Below are 2,704 nucleotides of genomic sequence, written 5' to 3' on the forward strand. Positions count from 1 at the left end.
CCCCCGAAGCCCCCCGAGCCGGCGCCCCTGGCTCCGAAGAAGCGGCGCCCATCGGAGGAAACGGAGGCCGAGTCGGCCCGCCCTGCCGCGACGCCAACCCAGGCGGCTGCGTCCCACCACCGGCGCCCTGCGGAGCCACCGGCATGGCCGAAGCCACAGCAACTCCTGGAGCGGGAACACCACCATCGAAGTCCTCGGACACAGCCGCCCCGTCCTCGACGACCTCGCCCTCCTCCAGCACCTCCCCTTCCTCCAGGAGGTCAATCTCCTCCGCGGGCGCCGACTCCAGCGCGAACGGAGGCGGCGCGACGGCACGCGGCGTCTCCGTCGGCGTGAGTCGCGGCGGCGAGGCAGGCCGCGCCCCCCCACCCACTGGCGTCAGCGTCGGAGGCACGGGCACCTCGGGCGTCACCACCCGCATCCCGCCGTCCTCCCCGAAATCAATCCGCGCCACCGGAGGCGCGGACGACGACAGCGGGTCCAACGAATGCGAGCTCCCCGAAGCGGCCGGCGCCCACCGGCCCGAGCCTGAATCCTCGGGCTCCGTGTCCGGGTCATCGCCGCTCAGGTACTGCCCGGGCGCGAGCCCACCGAACATCCCTTCCGCCTCGGGCTCCGCTCTCACGGGCGCGGGAGGCGGAGGCGTCATGCTCATCGCGGCGGGCATCGAAGGGAGCTCCACGGCCGCGGTCCGCTGCGGACGCTTCGTCGAGGCCATCTGGATGAATCGCGTCTCGCGCTTGATGCCGTAGCGAAGCTCCTGGAACTGGAACAGCCGCAGCTCCGGCGTGACGTACGGAACGATGCGCAGACCGGTGATGAACCCCAGCGCATCCGCGTGCTCGATTTCCAGCGGGCTGGCCATGGCTACCTTGAGCCGCCGGCCTTCCTGCTCCAGCGGGAAGGCCTGGTGCTTCTCCGCCAGTGCCGCGGGAAGCAGTTGCAGCACCGCGTCCGGTGCCGCCACGAAGTCCGCTTCCTGCGCCACCGGGTAGCGGCACATCTCCCCCAGCACCATGGCCAGGGTGTCGATGTCGAGGATGTCCAGCTCGACAAGGTTGGAGCCCAACCGTCCGCCGTAGATGAGCTGGGCCCGGAGGGCTTCGTCGAGCTGCGCCTGCGTGATGAGGCCCTTGCGGACCAGGATCGCTCCGAGCTTTTCGGCCATGTCCGGCCGATTCTAGACGCCTTCTCAGCGACTGAGACGCCCCTCCCACCGCGTGGCCGCTGCATGCCAGCCAGGCCGCACGACCGGCGCCACAGGCACCTGCGCCGAGTGAAACCAAGGCCCTGGTCCAAACCCCACGCCGCAACGGAAAACCAATACTCACCGTGAAGCGAAAAATCTCCAACCACACCGTTCCGGCTACGGAACCCATGGCAATCACAAGGAATTGCCGGTTTCTCAGGATATAACTGAGAGTGCAGTCAAACCCGCCAAGGCTTCACTCCCAGGAGAATCGATGAAACGCATCCCACTCGCATGTCTGGTCACGGCGCTGGTCACGGGGGCGCCGGCGGCGCTGGCCTCCGATGAGGTCTGCCAGCAGGAAGAAGTTTCCTCTTCGTCACAGCGGCTCACGAAGGTGGGCGAGGACGTCTTCCGTCGCTTCGAGACGACCCACCCCTACGCCACCACGCAGATTCGCGCCTCCGACGGCCCCATCCACACGGACGTCATCACCCACGCTGGGGCGGCGTACATCGCGCCCCACTTCGAGCGGCTCGACCTGGAGGATGGCGACTTCGTCGTGGTGCGCTCGCCGGACAACTCCCGGTCGTGGCGCTACGACAACTCGCACCCGGGTGCGCGCAGTGGCTTCTGGGCCATCCACATTGCCGGTGAGACGGCCATCATCGAGCTGCACAGCCACGACAGCGTGAGCCGCCGCGGCATCCTCAACAAGCACGGCTACTCCATCGACCGGTACGCCCGGGGCTACACCAACGCGGAGATGGGCGTGTCGAACGACAAGGCGCTGTGCGGCCCGGACGACACGCAGTGGGCGCCCTGCTACGCCTCCAGCGACCCCACCCTGTACGGCCGCGCTCGTCCAGTGGCGCGCCTGCTCATCAACGGCTCCGGTGCGTGCACGGGCTGGCTCGTGGGCAGCCAGGGCCACCTGATGACCAACCAGCACTGCGTCGGTACGGCGAGCGAAGCGCAGAACACCCAGTACGAGTTCATGGCGGAAGGCGCGAGCTGTTCGACGAGCTGCGCGAGCTGGTTCGGTTGTCCGGGCAACGTCATCCCGGGCGGCACGCTGGTGAAGGTGGACGCGCCGCGTGACTACGCGCTCATCCAGTTGTCCCAGAACCCGGTGAACACCTACGGCTACCTCCAGCTGCGCTCGTCCGGCGCCGTGGTGAACGAACGCATCTACCTGCCGCAGCACCCGGCCGGCCACGGCAAGAAGATCGCCGTGCGCTCCACGGATGCCCGGGACGAGTCCGGCTTCGCGGAGATCTACAGCCGCAACGAGGCCTCCTGCCAGTCCGGTGGCCCCAACGACATCGGCTACTACGCGGACACGCAGGGCGGCTCCTCCGGCTCGCCCGTCATCGGCCATTCGGACAACCTGGTGGTGGCCCTGCACCACTGCGCCAACTGCCCCAACCGCGGCGTGCCCATCGAAGCGGTCATCAGCCACCTGGGCACCAGCCTGCCCCAGTGCGCGCTGCCCGCCGCCGACTGCCCCAACCC

Annotated in this window: 1 protein-coding gene and 1 pseudogene; one reads left to right on the top strand and one right to left on the bottom strand. The window is 68.7% G+C overall.

Annotated features, from left to right (window positions below; all coding sequences use genetic code 11):
* A pseudogene (locus tag FL344_RS38050) lies at window positions 1–1,168 on the bottom strand (hypothetical protein); the annotation flags it as partial.
* A gap of 295 nt (window positions 1,169–1,463) precedes the next feature.
* Here FL344_RS38050 and FL344_RS38055 point away from each other — a divergent pair.
* Window positions 1,464–2,704 (top strand): serine protease (locus tag FL344_RS38055; RefSeq protein ID WP_141621939.1); only part of this gene is annotated, 1,241 nt, incomplete at its 3' end.

It is taken from the genome of Myxococcus sp. AB036A, from assembly GCF_006547355.1.
Taxonomy (GTDB): Bacteria; Myxococcota; Myxococcia; order Myxococcales; family Myxococcaceae; genus Myxococcus; species Myxococcus virescens.